The organism is Pseudoalteromonas mucoides (assembly GCF_049257175.1).
Lineage (GTDB): Bacteria > Pseudomonadota > Gammaproteobacteria > Enterobacterales > Alteromonadaceae > Pseudoalteromonas.
Genome location: NZ_JBMMUC010000002.1, coordinates 342,464 through 358,051 on the forward strand (window position 1 = coordinate 342,464; position 15,588 = coordinate 358,051).

A 15,588-nucleotide genomic window follows, 5' to 3' on the forward strand; every position below is an offset into this window, starting at 1 on the left:
ATGTAATAGGCTTTAAAAAGAATTTTTCTCCCCAAGGTCTACTATAAGAGAGAAATTTTAATCAGAAGGAGTTAATTATGAGCAAAACTTTGGTAATTGGAGCAAGCGGTCAAATAGGTAAAATGACCACCAAATTATTACTATCTCAACAACAGCATGTAGTTGCTCTTGTTCGAGATAAAAGTAAGTTAAACGACATAGAGAACTCTAACCTTAGTGTCGTTGAACAAGACCTTGAAGGCGATTTTAGTCAAGCCTTTACAGGCTGCGACCAAGTGATTTTTGCAGCTGGTTCAGGTGGGAGCACCGGTGCTGATAAAACGATTTTAATCGATTTATGGGCCGCTACTAAAGCGGCAAACTATGCAAAAGACCATGATATAAAAAACTTTCTTATGGTTAGTTCGATTGGAGCAGATGATCCAGATGCTATTGAAAGTGAACTAAAACCTTATTTGGTAGCCAAGCACATGGCTGACGAACACTTAAAACAAAGCGGTTTGAATTACACTATCGTCAGACCTGGCACACTGACTGATGAAAGTGCATCAATGCAAGTAACCACGCAACGTCCAAATAGCAAAGAGGATGCAAAAATTAGTCGAGAAAATGTTGCAAACTCACTTGCACATATTGCCTCTAAGCCACCTGGGGAGAAAGCTATTTTCGAGCTATTTGATGGCGATCAAGTAATATCATCACTGTAAACCTTTAGAGCGGCTACTATGGCCGCTTTAACACTTTCCTTGTCTACCTCATTCCCTGACTTTTGTATTTTATAATACGTTTATAAATCAGCATCAGAAACAACACAAATGAAAACAATTATTGATTACGTTCCTTTTTCGTGTATTATGTGCGCCGCTGTACCTAATTATTGCAATTAATAAAGGAATGAAATCAATGTCAAACCTATTAAAGCCAAGCATAATCGCTGTTGCTGTGGCTGCTAACTTTTCTGCTGTAGCTGATGAAAAAATCCCCGAAAAAAACATGGAACGTATGGTTGTTACAGCAACCGGCTTTGAACAAAAAGTCACTGAGGCACCAGCAAGTATTTCAATCATTACTAATGAAGACATTAAGTCTCATGCTTTCACATCTGTATTAGATGCTGTGCAATACCTAGAAGGTATTGATGTAGGTACAACTCGCGATAAAACCGGTCAAGGCAGTGTCAGCATGCGAGGCCTAACAGGCGAATACACTTTATTGCTCATTGATGGCAAACGTCAAAATAACCATGGTGATATTTACCCTAATAACTTTGGCGGCAACGCCTTTAATCACGTCCCCCCTGTTGATGCAATTGAACGTGTAGAAGTTATTCGTGGCCCTGCATCGACCCTGTATGGCGCAGATGCACTAGGTGGCGTTATAAATATCATCACTAAAAAGCACATGGCTAGCTGGGGTGGTGCTGTTTCATTTAGCCGTTCATTACAGCAAGATGATAGCTTCGGTGACGATATTACAACCGATTTCAATGTATCAGGCCCACTAATTGAAAATGTATTAAGTCTAGGTGTACGTGGCAGTATTTATGAGCAACAAGCTTCGTCGCCAACCTTTGAACCTGCAACAGATCCTAATGGCCGAGTACATATACGTTCTCTAGGTTTTGGTAGTGGTGGTCGTACTGTTGATAACACCAATGAGCAATTTGGTTTTACTATCAATTACTCCCCTTTTGAAAACCATCATTTAAGCTTTGATTATGATAACTCAAGCCAAGTGTATGACAATACACCCAGCTACAATATTGAATCTGGAACTATCACATACCCACTCGGCACAAAGGATAATATTGAATCTATCTGGGCAAGCCGTGGCGGCCAAGTAAACCCACGTGCTGGTTATGCAGCCGACCAAAAATTTGACCGTCAATGGTGGTCACTTAGCTACGATGGCGAGCTTAGTTGGGCAACAATGAAAGCGTCCGTGTCTTATGTGGATACACAAAATAATGGCCGAACGTTACCATTAAGTGTGGCTGAGCGCCTGCAGTTACAAGAAATGTATGATGGTACAGGCGAATATGCCAATATGGATGAGCAAGCACGCAAAGACCTTGCTGAAGAAACGTTCTTGCCACGCCCTGTACGCCCACTAGAAAGTAGCCAATATACATACGATCTTCGCTTTGATATCCCATACAGCGGCGCATTAGGCGATCACAACTTTGTGGTTGGTGGCCAATTAATAGATGGCGAACTAAAAGACGGCGTGTTTGGTTTAGAAAGTAATGAAGCAGGTAAAGTACAAGAACAAAACATGTACTCTATTTTTGCTGAAGATAACTGGATGATGACCGATAACTTCACGCTAACTGCGGGTGCTCGTTTTGATGATCATGACGTGTTTGGTAGCCAAGTGTCACCTCGTTTATACGGTGTGTATAACGTTAATAATACGTGGACTGTTAAAGGTGGTATCAGCACGGGTTACAAAACGCCACAAACAACTGATTTATACGATGGGATCACAGGCTTCGGCGGTCAAGGCACTAGCCCTTTTGCAGGTAACCCAGAGCTTGAGCCTGAAACCAGTGTGAACTCTGAAATTGCTTTATATTGGAATTCATTAGAAGGTGCGCATAACTTTAACATCACCTATTACAACACCAAGTTTGAAGACAAAATCGCCCGTGGTGATACGATTTTTAGCTGTGAGCAAACCAACGATGTTCGCCCTTGTGTTAATTTAGGCCAATATGATCAACTTGGATACCAAAGCTACAGTCAAAAAATCAATATCGATGAAGTTGATTTACAAGGTATTGAAATTGCTGGGCAATATACAATTACTGAGACTGTTTCAGTAAGTGGTAACTACACCTGGACAGATAGCGAGCAACAAAGTGGCTCAGAAGAAGGTCAGCCATTAACAAACAGCGCTGAGCACATGGCTAACATAACCCTGAACTGGGAAGCCACCGACTTTATGGAAGTATACTTGCAAGGTGTATACCGCTCAGATCGCTATCGTGGTTGGGATAACGTGCACGACCAAGCGCTTTACTATAAGAACTACAACCTATTTAACCTAGGTGCACAGTTCTACGTTAATGAATACGTGCAAATTAATGCCCGTATCAATAATTTGTTAGACGAAGACTTTACCTCGTATAGCACAAGCTACACCGACTTAAATGGCGACGGGCAATATGAGTATGCTTCCGGCAGTGATGAAGTGAGCTTTACTGACGACTATAACGTTAAAGACAAAGGTCGTAACTTCTGGATTGGCGTAACTGCTTACTTCTAAGCAAAGCGATTAAAAAACGACATACTAAAAAGCGGCCAACTAGCCGCTTTTTTAATCACTACTTTTTATAAACCAAATACCACCTTTTCACTTTTCAACATGCGTGCACTTAAAAAGCTAAATACGGCACATAATATCAGTGTAATTAGTGTTGATAGCAGTAACTGCGGAACAGGAATAGGGTTACCTTTGATAAATTCCATCAGAGCAAACTGCTGCGCGGCTATAGGCAGCCATTGCACCACATCCGTCGCAATGTCATAGGTTGTGATCATACTTAATGCCATTGGAATAAATAACACCATGGTGACGTATGATTGTGCTTCTTTAAAGGATTTTGCCATAAAAGAGACAAACACTTGCAAGCTGGACGACATCAAAGCAATCGGCAAACATATCGCAATACAAAACAGCATAAACTCTGGTGTAATCGTTATGCTAAACCCTAATTGTTCCCATGCAACCATAGGGTAAACCACTTTAGACACAACCAAAATAACAATCAAACCTAACATTGAAAACGCCGCTATTGCGCCCACTTTGGCTAGTACTATATGCAAGCTACTTAACGGGTGGCTTAACAATAAACTTAAAGAATTACGCTCTCGTTCGCCCGCACTGGTATCAATAGCTAAGCTCATTGCCGCATAAAATAACGTTAGAATAATAGTGAGAACTACGAACCCTAAGATCATCCCACCTTTAGAATCAGGGGTTGCTTGATCATTAACTTCAATGGCAAGTGCACGCATTAAGTTAGGGTCAATACCGCGAGATACCAAGCGTAAACTGGCAATCTCTGAGCCATAAACGGCCATCGCTTTTTCAACGCGATTAATATGTTTACCCAGTTTATCATCTGACTTATCAGCGATAAGCGTCACTGTCGCTGGACGGCCCTCACTAAGATTCTGCTTATAGTCATCACTAATAGACAGTGTAATCGGTTTAAGTAGAGGATCGTTTTTATCATCCGCCATTTTAATATCACTACTGGCTAAGTGAGCGACTAAACCCGGTGCATTACTGGCATTTTCAATGGTAATTTTAAGCGCTTCAGGAGACGCTAATTGCTGTAATAAAATACCCATTAGCAAGCACATACCTATTGGCGCACCAATCGCATAATAAAGTCCTGCCATGACGGAGCGTTTATCACGACTTGCATCCATGACTTCTTTTTTAAAGAGTACTTTTAATAAATTGATCATGCTGCAATCCCCTCATCGCTACCGATTAACGCAATAAATGCTTCTTCTAATGTATCTTTACCTGCTTGTTCACACAGCTGTTCAATAGACCCCTGAGCAATTACCTGCCCATTTGCCATAATGACAACGTGGTCACACAAAGCCGCTACTTCTTGCATCACATGGGATGAAAACAAAACACAATGTCCTTGCGCTTTAAGTAGCAATAACAGCTCTCTTAGAATACGTGTACTCATTACATCGAGGCCACGGGTTGGCTCATCCAAAATAACGTTCGTTGGGTTATGAACAACGGCTTGTGCTAATGCCGTTTTCATTCGTTGGCCTTGCGAAAAACCTTGGCAACGGCGATCTGCAATATCATTCATGCTCAACTTATCAATTACTTGCGTAGTAGCTTCCTTTGCTTGCGCAGTACTAAGGCCGCTCAGTTGAGCAAAAAAGCTAATATATTCTCGCGGTGTAAGCCGCTCATACAAACCACATGGGTCAGGAAATAGTCCTAAGTTTTGTTTTGCCTGCATAGGCTGCTTTGCAACATCAATACCGTCAATTTCGGCAAATCCGCTGTCTGCTTTTAACAAGCCAAAAACGGTGCGTAAACAGGTGGTTTTACCGGCACCATTAGGCCCAAGCAAGCCAGTGATTTTGCCATTTTCGGCGCTAAAACTTAATCCGTTTAATGCATTAACATCGCCAATTTTTTTGGTCAAATTCGATACGTTTATCATAACTTACTCCTTGTTCGCTGCAGGTGTTGAATGCGTGTTTGCAACCCCATTAATGTTCATAAAAAACTGCTTATCATTTTCTTCACTTATGCAATTGGTATCTATATCTTGCATCGATTTTTGCTCTATAAACTGGGCGATAATCTTTGGTGCACATGTTTGCGAACCAACCACATGTGTGGCGGTTGGGGCAACAAGGTGTGTCGCATCGGCCATATCAACCATTGCAAGTTCTGCCCAGCTTGGTGGCGTTGCAGGGTCACGCGCACCGGATAACAATAAAGTTGGTTTATCACTTTGTAATGGCTTATAAAATGCTTTATCTGCAGGCTTAACCTCTAAAATTGGACACACAATATCAAGACCTTCGATCATGGTTTTACCCATGTATGTATCATTGTAACGAGCACGAGTTTGCTCGGTTAATTGAGGCCAGTCTTCTGAGCATACAATGGCGTTATGCATGCCCATTGCGAGCGATTGGGTTAAATCTGCGTTTGCCATTAAACCTGCCAATGGCGAAAAATCACCTTGAGCCGCTTTAGTAATCACTAAAGGCACAATAGAACGGGTTGTGTGACTATAAAGCGCTAAACGAATCGCACTGTAAAACTTCATTTTAGTGACAGTAAAAGGGATCAGCTCATAGCTGCGAGGGTGCCTGACTTGCGCTTCAATAGGTTGTTGCTCAAGTCTAGCCAAAAACTCATTAAAACGTATTTCCAAGCGTGGAAACTGCTCATTACAGGCAACATCATTTTTGCAGCGTTCGAACAAAGCAAATAATGAGGCGTCTATTGCCTCGCCGATTGCAGCAAAACTTTGTTGCATTGGCACTACACCATCTAAGGTGCTTGTTATAACAGAAGCAGGAAATTGACGCGTGTATTCTTGCGCTATACGCGTACCGTATGACACGCCGTATAAATGAAAGCCTTTATAGCCTAGAGCAACACGTACAGCTTCAAAGTCTTTTGCCGCAGCGGAGGTAGTAAAGTGGCTTAAATCAACGTTGAGCTTCGCTTTACATTGCTCGGTGTCTTGCTTACTCATGGTTTGTAAATCAGTGATGGCATCATTAAATGCGAACTGTGTTTTTAAATCATCGCTGTCACATTGCAGCTGCTTTGAATAGCCAGTACCACGCTGATCCACAAGTACAATGTCACGTGTTTCACGGGCAAAACGTAAATTACGATTAAACACTTGCGCTAAATCAACCGCTCCTTGACCAGGTCCACCAGCAAAACCCAACACAGCCTCTCCGGGGTTACTTGGCTTTATTGCTGGTATAACAGCAAAGTGAATATCAATTTCACCATCGGCTGGATTATCTGATAAAGGCTGAGCGATACTGCCGCACATTAGTCTATCTGATAGGCCTTCCATGTAACATGGTGTTAATTCTACAGGATTATTGTCGTTTTCTTGTCCCTGTGAAATTGCTGAGTTCACGATTAAAAAAGGTAAAATAGCTAATTTTATCAGCCTATTACAATATTTAAATGTACTTTTCATCACTCTTTCCCTTATTTGCATTTTACACTTAATGTGATAACTTATTACTTAGTGTATCGGTGTATTAATGTATTAATACAGTAGAGAAAGAGTAATGCTAGAATTTATTAATGTCAACCCTAATAGTGGCGATCCAATTTACAAACAATTGCACGAGCAAGTTGTGCGCTTGATTGTGGGTGGGCAATTGTCTGCAGGAGATGAACTTCCTTCGGTGCGAAAAATAGCCGATCACTTTGCTGTAAACCCAATGACGGTCTCAAGAGCGATAGGTCAATTAGTCGATCAAGGTTGGCTTGAGCGACGCCGTGGCCAAGCAACTAGAGTGGCCCAAAAAACAGCCCAACAAACTGATCAGCAAGAAACGTTACTTTTTAAAGCTATTGATCAACTTATTCAACAAGCAAAACAGCTCGATGTACCGCAACCAGCTTTAACCGAACTAATAAAAAAACGGTGGGAATTATAACAATGACACAACCACTTCTTAGCTATAAAAATGTCTCTAAACATTACAACCAACGCCTTGTATTAAACAACATAAACCTCAGCCTTGAACCCGGCATGGTGATTGGTTTACTAGGTAAAAATGGCGCAGGTAAAACAACCTTATTACGTAGCGCGCTGGGTCTAATAGAGCCAGACCAAGGTGAAGTAAAAATACTCGGTGAATTAAGTCATCAATTAAGCGCCTCCAACAAAGAAAAAATTGGCTATGTCGCACAACAAACATTTGGCTATGAAGGCTTTAAAATTGCAGATGCATTAGCATTGCATCGTAGTTTTTACCCTAATTGGGATATGCAATTAGAAGCAAAGTGGCTCGCTCGTTTTGAACTAAATAGTGACAATGCGGTAAATGATCTTTCAATAGGTCAACGCCAAGCTCTCGCGCTTATTATGGCGATGGCTTATAGACCCAAATTACTCATTTTAGATGAGCCGGTAGCAAGCTTAGATCCAATTGCTCGGCGCGACTTTATGAGCGACCTATTTGATTTAGCGCTAGATTCGGGCTCTGGTATTTTATTCTCATCGCATATCACCTCTGATATCGAGCGCGTAGCCAGTCATATTGCATTGATAAAAGATGGCGAATTATTGCTCATAGATGAACTCGATTTAATTCGTGATACGGTTAGAAAAGTTAGTTTTACTGACTCAGGGATTGATTTAAGCACCTATCAAGTACTCAACCAGCAACCAAATAGCGCCATTATATACGGCTACACGGGCCAAGACATAACTGGGAGCATCGCGATAAATACGCTATCCCTTGAACAGCTATTTGTGGAGCTGCATGGATGATAACTGCTAGTAACCGATCTTGGCATCAAGGTTTAACCAGCCTATGGTTAAAAGAAGCTGGCTGCGCCAGTTATTTTATTGCAGCGCTTATATCTACTTTATTGTGCTTAGTAGCAATCGGGATAGAAGATCTTCACGAATTAATGATCATGTTCTCCACTATCTGTATGTACAGCGCAGTTGCATGGCAAAGTATTAAAATGCAAGCCACTGAATGGCAGGCATTAGTGCCTGATTATTGCAAACACGTTATGTTTCAAGGAAAAGCTTTTCTTGCCTTTAATAACATGGTTGCTTTATTAAGTATCGCTATTGCAGGCAATGTTGCCCTGCTAACAACATTTTGTGTAGCAAACGTACTTGGTCTCATTATTTGGTTTTTAAATCGCTCTAATAGTCATCGATTTACTGCAATTTGTTACATTGCTTTTCTAATTAGCATACTTATATGTGTATTGATCGACCAACTACCACTGTGGTTAGCACCCATTAGTACTCTTTGCTTTATCGGTATTGTTTTGGCGCATAAAACGTTTGCCAATGCATATCGTTGGCACTTAAGATCTTTGACTAATTACCGCCAAGGTCTTCAATCAGGCTGGTCACCAATACCCAGTGGTTTTTTATCCAATTACGGTAACGAAATAAACAAACAACTCTTCCCGCTTAGCTACTTTGTTGGTGCAAGCTTATCGCAGTACCTGATACTCATCGCCCTTTTTTGCGCAGTGGCTGTCACTGCAAACTTATTTATTAATATTATTGAGCATGCTGTATTTATACTGACTTTACTCTTATTTACCATAGTGACATTGAGTTTATGGAGTAAAATTCAAAAGCAAAACTCGTGGGAGCTATTATTTACCCTGCCTCTTTATAGCTCCAGTTATAGTGCAAAAGTAGCTCTTAGCCACAGCGTGTTTAAGTTATCAATTATGATCATTGGCTTATTTTTTATCACTGTATTGGCGCTAACTGTACCTTATGAAGAGTTATTGATATTCAACACCTTGGGCTATGCTTTAGCCTGTGCTAGTGGAATATTATTTAGTTTTTCAATCAGTAATGTATGCAAAAATATAAACCTACTTAGCCTATTTTTATGTTTATCTTTTGGACTAAACATGGGCTTAGCAAACTATATGTTTGACCATGGTGACAGCGTAGTTAAACTCGTTTCAATAGCTGCTTATGCTTTATTCATGGCGGGACTAAATAGAGCTACAGTCAGGTATATATAAACGAATGAGGTTAGATAAAAGCAACCAGCGCATGGGTGGACTTTAGTACCCATGTGATATCACAACAGCTTACTGTAAGTACTAAGTATTAATTAACGTTATAAGTTCTCATCTTAAACTCGCTTTTAATTATTTGCTAAGGTACTATCAAATTAGTTCAAATAATCACCATGAAGTATTTTTAAGTTTTAGCAAAGAGGTTGTGTATGCTTACAATAAAAAAAGTATTCATCTTTTGCGTATTACTTTGTTTTGCAAATAAATTAGTTGCGGTGCCAATAGCGGCGAACTCAAACTTAAAAACCATCAATATAAGTGCTGGTGAGTGGCCACCATTTCTAAGTGAATCATTACCCCATCAGGGTGTTGTTGCTCACCTAATCCGCGACATATTCGCCGAAGCAGGCATGCAAGTTAACTTTACTTTTTTACCTTGGGGGCGAGCATATCACGACACAAATAACGGCAAGTATGTTGCAACTGCGATATGGATGCATAGTAAAGAAAGAGAAAACGTTTACCATTACAGTGATGCTGTATTAAACGAAAAATTTGTCTTTTTTTATCAGCAAAAGAACCATTTCGATTGGCAGAGCATAGCTGACCTTCAAGGGCTCATTATCGGTGGTGGGCTCAGCTATAGTTATGGCCCTGCTTTTGATCAAGCTATTGAAGACGGTGTGTTTGACTTATCACGTGTTGCGACAACTGAGCAAAATTTTCGTCGCTTAGCGATTGGCCGCATCGATGTATTCGCTGAGGAAATAAGCGTGGGCTACCACACTCTTAATAGCCAAGCCCCAGAACTCATCAAAAGTATTATTCATCATTCCAAACCTTTACTCATTAACACCAGCTTTTTGCTCTTTCCCAAAAATGTAGCGCAAAGTGAAAAGCTCTTGGAGATATTTAACTCAAACTTAGCCCAGTTTAGGCAAGATGGACGCTATCAAGCCTATTTTAAAGGGTTAGAACAAGGAGATTATCTACCCTTAAGTAATACTAGGTAATAGTCACTATTCTCATTAATAAAGTTAGCAGTTAGCACAAAAAAACGGCCATTAATAAATGGCCGCTTTGCTGCTTAAACAAAATAATTTAAAACGCTTAAAGTGAAAAAGTACGTCCAATAGATAACACAATTCGCTCATCCGCTGTATCCGAATCTATACTGGTATTCTCACCGGCTACTTCAATATCAAAACCAGCAAGGTTTGTTTGATAAGCTAAACGATAGTGATTGTAAGATTTATCATTACCATCCCATGGGTATTTGTCACCATCGAGTGAGTTTGAGATATCAAAGCTCGCACGTAGTGCATGGTTAGGTGCAAGTTCCACTGTGTGTGCAACCATAGAAATCACATGCCCTGCACCGGTGCCAAAGTAATCCCAGGTGTACCAAAAGTTAAGCTCGGTTTGACCTAAATCGCTGGCATAACCAAACTTAGTGTAAGCTTCAAAATAGTTATAACCGCTTGAGTTGCTTTGACCATGGTAGCTGTAATACGCTAAACCATAATCAACGCTCAGTGCATCATTTAGCTGCGCATAACGGCCAAAATAAGCATCCCATTCAATGTTGGTGTCTTCACCAAAGTCCACGTTTGACGCCCACGTACCTGCGTACATGCCTGAATCACCAAAAGAGTAATCTAAACTGCCCTGAATTGCAGGGTCATTGTTAGTTTGACTCACACCATTAAAAGTATAATCAGATACGCCCGTGATGGTCGTTGACCAGTCTGCTAATGCAGAAGCTGAAAAAAGTGCAAATGGCAGTGCAACTGCAAGTAGTGATTTATGTGTTGTCATGTTAATTCCTTAGCTTACTGATTCAATTTTGGTGTAGTCAATCTTGTTATCTTTAGGTGAACTGTCAATATTGCTTACTGTTTTAAACTTGCTATAGGCAATAAATGCGGCGCAACCAAAAAACAAGCCAATCACCAGAGCCCCAACCCATTGTATTTGTAAAAAGTTTAATTTAAATAACAGGGTTAATAACGAAAGAGCCACAACATTAAATGCAATATAATTAAATTTACCTAAACGCTTTACGGTCATATTCAAGTTATCGGTATATAGGCGAATAAGAGAATCTAGTGAGTTAATGACAAATACAACTCCGACAAACACCATGGCAATATTTTTAATTCCAGCAGTCGATATACCCGCTTCGTGATATTGATAAAGCACACTAAACCAAATCGCTATTGGGATTGAAGGGAAAATTAACATCGCACCAAGCACTTGATAGGTCTTTAATCCACCCACAAAACGCGAGGTAAACTGGCCAATCATAATGCTCCAAGCAAACCACCAAAATAAGTAAAACTCATGATAATCATTAAGCGGCAGTACAAATTCATTGATGTTGCCAAAATAATTTCCAATTAAGGCAATATTATTTGTAAAGTCAGAAACCTGTCCGTTTTCCCCCATGAATGCGCCAAACCACATAAAAGCAATTAGAGCAATAAACAGCCAAGTAGTTGAAATACTTAAAAAGCGCACGTATTTAATATCAGTACTTGAATACACGGCAAAACAAATCGCGGCAAAAACAATCAGATAAAACGAAGGAATAATAGATTCACCGTCACCTAAACCCGGTAAATACCAAGGTAAGTTAGACAGCAATAAAAAAGCAGTAAATGCACAAGTACCAATAATTACTACATTATTGATTAATTTAACCCATGGAATTTCGAAAAACTTCACTTTGGGTTCTATTACACAGAAATAAAAGCACGTAAGGAAATAAAATCCCCAGATCAGAAAGCCCCAATAACCAAACTCGATAGCTAATGGATTGGCAAACGCATACTCTGGGCTTGCTTTTATGTCTGCATAACCTGCAAACTCAGTCAGTGGAAACATAATCAAGCCAACGTCTAAGCCTGATGTAAATAAGATTGCGATAAAGGTAAATGTTCTAACAGGTGTAACGCCTACACACTGTACATTTCCCCATTTTACTAATATTGCGATAATTGCTATTAGGGTAAAAATAATGCCAGCACTAAGCCATAAGGTCATAATTTCCTCCCCAAAATAAATGATAATACGTCATTTTTTCTCCGTGTGTTTTAGCCTCGCATTAACGCACCACAAACAACTTATGGTGCGCGCCACTGCAAGCCCCGAGACACAACACGTGTCTCAGGTGACATTATTAGATCTCCGAGCTACGCTGCTTTGTTTGCCATTTTGGTTCCATGACAACCGCTGCATGCGATTTACTAAGTGGTGGCTTACCTAAAATTAAGTCAGCCGCTTTTTCTGCCACCATAATGGTTGGCGCATTTAAATTACCGTTTGGCACTGTAGGGAAAATAGATGAATCCACTACGCGTAGCCCTTCAATACCATGTACTTGCGTATTAGAGTTAACTACTGCGAGCTCATCTTCACCCATCTTGCAAGAACATGAAGGGTGATAAGCACTTTCTACTGCTTGGCGCACAAATGCATCTATTTGCTCATCGGTTTGAATCTCTTTGCCCGGCTGAATTTCATCATCGCGATAGTCATCAAACGCACTTTGCTCAATAATTTCACGGGTTAAACGCACGCATGCCCTAAACCCTTCAATATCATCTTGATGCTGTAAATAATTAAACTGAATTTTTGGTGCAACTTTAGGATCAGCCGATTGAATCGTGACCGCGCCACGGCTTTTTGGTTTGTTGTGACCAACATGCACTTGGAAACCATGACCATCAAACGCACTTTTACCGTCATAACGAATTGCCGCTGGCAAAAAGTGATATTGAATATCAGGCCATTCAACACCCGGTTTTGAGCGAATAAACGCACAAGATTCAAAGTGATTTGTAGCGCCAAGGCCACTGCGGTTTAACAACCAGCGGGCACCTATAAGGCCTTTAGAAATAAGCCCTAACTTTCCATTTAAGGTAATTGGTTGCTTACACTTGTATTGAAAATAAAATTCCAAGTGATCTTGCAGGTTTTGACCGACACCAGGTAAGTGGTGTTTTACTTCAACGCCTGCAGCTGCAAGTGTTTCGCTATCACCAATTCCTGAAAGCTGCAGCAAATGCGGTGAGCCGATAGGCCCGGCACTTAATACCACTTCTTTGGCGGCAAATACTTGCTTAGTTTGACTATGGATACTGTACTCAACACCCGTGGCTTTTTTACCTTCAAGCAATACTTTTTCAGCTAAAGCGCCAGTTACAACGGTTAAGTTGCTACGTGACTTTATAGGGTCTAAATATTCACGACTTGCCGAGCTTCTTACACCGTCTTTAACAGTCATGTGCATTGGCCCAAAACCTTCCTGCTGCCCTGCATTGTAATCATCAGTAGCGGCATAACCGGCCTGCTGACCGGCATTAATAAAGGCTTTATACAATGGGTTGGCCATTTCATTACCGTTATTAACGCCAAGCGGGCCGTTATCGCCACGGTATTCATTTTTACCTAAATAAAACGTTTCGGCTTTTTGAAAATACGGTAAACATGATTGGTAATCCCAATTTTCGGCACCATGTTGTTCCCATTCGTCAAAATCTTTTGCATGACCACGCACATAAACCATGCCATTAATTGACGACGACCCGCCTAATACTTTCCCTCGTGGACAATGCATTTTACGGTTATCTAAAAATGGTTCAGCTTGAGTATGAAACTGCCATGCGTACTTATCAGTATTCATGGGGATAGACAGCGCTGTTGGCATCTTAATAAAAATGCTTTTATCACTGCCGCCAGTTTCTAATAGCAATACGCGATTGTTGCTATCTTCAGATAATCGATTCGCCAGTACGCACCCTGCAGAGCCCGCACCGACTATGATGTAATCATAAGTTTGTGCACTCATTAAAATGGACTCTCTATATCAGTCATACCAACATAAATTGATTTAGTTTGGGTATAGTGATCAAGTGTTTCAATACCGTTTTCACGGCCAATCCCCGATTGCTTATAACCCCCTACAGGCATTTCTGCAGGCGAGTTGCCATAACTGTTGATCCAACAAATACCGGCTTGTAACTGATGAATAACACGGTGTGCCCGTTTAATATCTTTAGTAAATACACCTGCTGCTAAGCCTAAATGGGTATCGTTAGCGCGGCGAATTGCGTCATCTTCATCATCAAACACCAACACGCTCATCACTGGGCCAAAAATCTCTTCTTTAACAATCGTCATGTCGTCGGTGCAATCAGTAAAGACCGTAGGCGCGACAAAATAACCATTTGGTGCAGAGTCAGGTTTCAGTGCTTCACCACCAGTAAGTAACGTTGCGCCCTCACTAATGCCCTTATCAATGTAACCCATCACTAATTCATGATGATTTTTTGAAATAAGCGCACCTAAGTTTACCTCAGGGTTCATTGGGTCACCGGCAATAATGTTTTGCTCAGTGCGCGTTTTAAGTTCATCAATAAATTGCTTGTACACATTTTTGTGTACATAAATACGTGTGCAATTAGTGCAAATTTCGCCCTGAGTATAAAAGTTGCCTAACATAGCTGCGCTTACCGCTTGGGAAATATCAGCATCATCAAATACTAATAATGGCGATTTTCCACCAAGCTCCATGGTCACATCTTTAAGCGAACCTGCGGCACTAGCGACCACTTTTTTACCTGTGCCTACCTCACCGGTGAACGATACTTTCTCGATATCATCGCTTTGTGTTAACCATTGGCCAACCTCAGCCGCACCTTGTACAACGTTAAACACGCCTGCAGGTACGCCCGCCTCAAAAAAGATTTCAGCCAGTTTAATTGCGCCAAGGGGGGTTTCTTCAGAGGGTTTAAAAATAAGTGCATTACCTGCAGCAAGTGCAGGGCCTGATTTCCAACACGCTATTTGCAACGGGTAGTTCCACGCGCCAATACCTGCACAAATTCCTAAAGGCTCTTTGCGCGTGTAGTAAAAATCTTCACCGACCATTTGCTGTTGGCCAACTTGCGCAGGAGCAAGGCCTGCAAAGTACTCAATAACATCAGCACCCGTTTGAACATCAACACACTCGGCTTCTTGCCAAGGTTTGCCCGTATCGAGCACTTCAATTTTTGCTAATTCATCGTTGCGTGCGCGTAGTAATTCAACGGCTTTTAATAAAATACGGCTACGCTCGATAGGCGTCATTGCTGACCACGTTGCAAAACCTTGTTTTGCACTTTCAATGGCTGCATTTTGTACAAACGCATCGGCGACTTCTACATGGTAAATTACTTCATCGGTGGCAGGGTTTTTAACAGCGAAAGTCTCGCCGCTTTGATTCTTTAAAAAATGACCGTTGATAAAATTTTGATAAACAGGCGTTGTCAC

Annotated in this window: 13 protein-coding genes; 6 read left to right on the top strand and 7 right to left on the bottom strand. The window is 40.9% G+C overall.

Features of this window, described 5'->3' with window-relative positions; translation table 11 throughout:
• The first annotated feature begins 77 nt into the window (after nt 1–77).
• Nucleotides 78–707 (top strand): SDR family oxidoreductase, encoded by a 630-nt coding sequence (locus AAEU30_RS03040; protein ID WP_421959248.1) that lies wholly within the window; start codon nt 78–80, stop codon nt 705–707.
• A 196-nt stretch (nt 708–903) separates the two neighbouring features.
• Entirely contained in the window at nt 904–3,267 is a 2,364-nt protein-coding gene (locus tag AAEU30_RS03045; RefSeq protein WP_421959249.1) for a TonB-dependent receptor domain-containing protein, read from the top strand.
• Between the two features lie 65 nt (nt 3,268–3,332).
• On the opposite strand, the gene AAEU30_RS03050 is transcribed toward AAEU30_RS03045, so the two are convergent.
• The 3 genes from AAEU30_RS03050 to AAEU30_RS03060 are packed head-to-tail and all read right to left on the bottom strand — an operon-like array spanning nt 3,333 to nt 6,727.
• Nucleotides 3,333–4,478, bottom strand: a complete 1,146-nt coding sequence (locus AAEU30_RS03050) for an ABC transporter permease (RefSeq protein ID WP_421959250.1) — start codon at nt 4,476–4,478, stop codon at nt 3,333–3,335.
• Nucleotides 4,475–5,209, bottom strand: coding sequence for an ABC transporter ATP-binding protein (locus tag AAEU30_RS03055; RefSeq protein WP_421959251.1), 735 nt, complete (start codon nt 5,207–5,209; stop codon nt 4,475–4,477). Before AAEU30_RS03055 ends, AAEU30_RS03050 begins: the two co-directional genes overlap by 4 nt.
• A 3-nt stretch (nt 5,210–5,212) precedes the next feature.
• Nucleotides 5,213–6,727, bottom strand: coding sequence for an alpha/beta fold hydrolase (locus AAEU30_RS03060; protein ID WP_421959252.1), 1,515 nt, complete (start codon nt 6,725–6,727; stop codon nt 5,213–5,215).
• Nucleotides 6,728–6,821: 94 nt separating this feature from the next.
• On the opposite strand from AAEU30_RS03060, the gene AAEU30_RS03065 reads away from it, so the two are divergent.
• The 4 genes from AAEU30_RS03065 to AAEU30_RS03080 all read left to right on the top strand — a co-directional run bounded on the left by AAEU30_RS03065 (nt 6,822) and on the right by AAEU30_RS03080 (nt 10,286).
• Nucleotides 6,822–7,196 carry a GntR family transcriptional regulator gene (locus tag AAEU30_RS03065; protein ID WP_421959253.1) on the top strand — a complete coding sequence of 125 codons (375 nt, stop codon included), beginning with the start codon at nt 6,822–6,824 and terminating at the stop codon, nt 7,194–7,196.
• A gap of 2 nt (nt 7,197–7,198) precedes the next feature.
• Nucleotides 7,199–8,035, top strand: a complete 837-nt coding sequence (locus AAEU30_RS03070) for an ABC transporter ATP-binding protein (protein ID WP_421959254.1) — start codon at nt 7,199–7,201, stop codon at nt 8,033–8,035.
• Nucleotides 8,032–9,276, top strand: coding sequence for a hypothetical protein (locus tag AAEU30_RS03075; RefSeq protein ID WP_421959255.1), 1,245 nt, complete (start codon nt 8,032–8,034; stop codon nt 9,274–9,276). Before AAEU30_RS03070 ends, AAEU30_RS03075 begins: the two co-directional genes overlap by 4 nt.
• Nucleotides 9,277–9,482: 206 nt before the next feature.
• Nucleotides 9,483–10,286, top strand: a complete 804-nt coding sequence (locus tag AAEU30_RS03080; protein ID WP_421959256.1) for a substrate-binding periplasmic protein — start codon at nt 9,483–9,485, stop codon at nt 10,284–10,286.
• 97 nt (nt 10,287–10,383) lie between these two features.
• Here the strand turns inward: AAEU30_RS03080 and AAEU30_RS03085 are convergent, their stop codons facing one another.
• From AAEU30_RS03085 to betB, 4 genes are all read right to left on the bottom strand, one after another.
• A complete protein-coding gene (locus AAEU30_RS03085; protein ID WP_421959257.1) occupies nt 10,384–11,091 on the bottom strand; it encodes a TorF family putative porin in 708 nt (235 codons plus the stop codon).
• Nucleotides 11,092–11,100: 9 nt separating this feature from the next.
• On the bottom strand, nt 11,101–12,318 hold the full coding sequence (locus tag AAEU30_RS03090) for a BCCT family transporter (RefSeq protein ID WP_421959258.1): 1,218 nt from the start codon (nt 12,316–12,318) through the stop codon (nt 11,101–11,103).
• Between the two features lie 136 nt (nt 12,319–12,454).
• A complete protein-coding gene (betA, locus tag AAEU30_RS03095; protein WP_421959259.1) occupies nt 12,455–14,125 on the bottom strand; it encodes a choline dehydrogenase in 1,671 nt (556 codons plus the stop codon).
• The gene (gene betB, locus AAEU30_RS03100; RefSeq protein ID WP_421959260.1) at nt 14,125–15,588 is read right to left on the bottom strand and encodes a betaine-aldehyde dehydrogenase; all 1,464 of its coding nucleotides are present in this window, start codon (nt 15,586–15,588) and stop codon (nt 14,125–14,127) included. Before betB ends, betA begins: the two co-directional genes overlap by 1 nt.

Excerpts from the sequence above, each read along its gene's own strand:
- AAEU30_RS03075 (WP_421959255.1), top strand. The coding sequence starts at position 8,032 with ATGATAACTGCTAGTAACCGATCTTGGCATCAAGGTTTAACCAGCCTA.
- AAEU30_RS03070 (WP_421959254.1), top strand. The coding sequence starts at position 7,199 with ATGACACAACCACTTCTTAGCTATAAAAATGTCTCTAAACATTACAAC.
- AAEU30_RS03065 (WP_421959253.1), top strand. The coding sequence starts at position 6,822 with ATGCTAGAATTTATTAATGTCAACCCTAATAGTGGCGATCCAATTTAC.
- AAEU30_RS03085 (WP_421959257.1), bottom strand. The coding sequence starts at position 11,091 with ATGACAACACATAAATCACTACTTGCAGTTGCACTGCCATTTGCACTT.
- AAEU30_RS03055 (WP_421959251.1), bottom strand. The coding sequence starts at position 5,209 with ATGATAAACGTATCGAATTTGACCAAAAAAATTGGCGATGTTAATGCA.
- AAEU30_RS03080 (WP_421959256.1), top strand. The coding sequence starts at position 9,483 with ATGCTTACAATAAAAAAAGTATTCATCTTTTGCGTATTACTTTGTTTT.
- AAEU30_RS03050 (WP_421959250.1), bottom strand. The coding sequence starts at position 4,478 with ATGATCAATTTATTAAAAGTACTCTTTAAAAAAGAAGTCATGGATGCA.
- betA (WP_421959259.1), bottom strand. The coding sequence starts at position 14,125 with ATGAGTGCACAAACTTATGATTACATCATAGTCGGTGCGGGCTCTGCA.
- AAEU30_RS03090 (WP_421959258.1), bottom strand. The coding sequence starts at position 12,318 with ATGACCTTATGGCTTAGTGCTGGCATTATTTTTACCCTAATAGCAATT.
- AAEU30_RS03045 (WP_421959249.1), top strand. The coding sequence starts at position 904 with ATGTCAAACCTATTAAAGCCAAGCATAATCGCTGTTGCTGTGGCTGCT.
- AAEU30_RS03040 (WP_421959248.1), top strand. The coding sequence starts at position 78 with ATGAGCAAAACTTTGGTAATTGGAGCAAGCGGTCAAATAGGTAAAATG.
- AAEU30_RS03060 (WP_421959252.1), bottom strand. The coding sequence starts at position 6,727 with ATGAAAAGTACATTTAAATATTGTAATAGGCTGATAAAATTAGCTATT.